Annotated in this window: 1 protein-coding gene and 1 pseudogene; one reads left to right on the forward strand and one right to left on the reverse strand. The window is 63.9% G+C overall.

What is annotated here, in order from left to right:
- Positions 1-177 (reverse strand): annotated as a pseudogene (locus AC1DY5_RS57825) (IS5/IS1182 family transposase); the annotation flags it as partial.
- Positions 178-375: 198 nt separating this feature from the next.
- Between AC1DY5_RS57825 and AC1DY5_RS57830 the strand changes: the two are divergent.
- Positions 376-678: acetyl-coenzyme A synthetase N-terminal domain-containing protein (locus AC1DY5_RS57830; RefSeq protein ID WP_478123070.1), on the forward strand; the 303-nt coding region annotated here is incomplete at its 3' end.

Below are 678 nucleotides of genomic sequence, written 5' to 3' on the forward strand. Positions count from 1 at the left end.
CGCATTGCTGCCCGCATTGCTGCCGCGTCCCGCGTATTGCCGCACCAGCTCACTCAGGTCCAACTGGTCGATCACCTCCACGACAAAGCGGGCCAGGTGATCCTGCGGTAGCCATTCATCAACCGACGGCGGCAGCAAGTAGGCGGTGTCTCGATCTACGGCAATGAAGCGGCTCATGCAGTGGAGGTCTATTTAAACTGGCGCGATTGTCCAAGCCGCCGCCCACTCGGGGTAGGCGGGAAAGCCCGACACGCTCCTAGGGGGTGGCACGCTCGGTCGCGATGCCATTCCGGGCGCTAACATGTCTCGTCAGTCGTCCGTAAGTGGGGAACCCGACAGTACCGCCCGACATCACGTCAGCTACAGGAGGCAAGAATGAGCAGCGCATCGACGATCGAATCCGTCTTGGTCGAAAACCGTGTCTTTCCGCCGGACGAGCGGGCCAGCGCGGGCGCGCGCATCCCCAGCATGGCGGCCTACGACGCCCTCTGCAAGGAGGCCGCCGACGACTTCGACGGCTTCTGGGCCCGCCAGGCCAAGGCCAACGTGGTGTGGAGCAAGCCCTTCACACGCACGCTCGACGAGTCGGACGCGCCCTTCTACAAGTGGTTCGAGGACGGCGAACTTAACGCCTCGGCCAACTGCCTGGACAAGCACATCGGCACGCCGGTCGAGAAC

Source organism: Variovorax sp. P4_D9 (genome assembly GCF_056401695.1).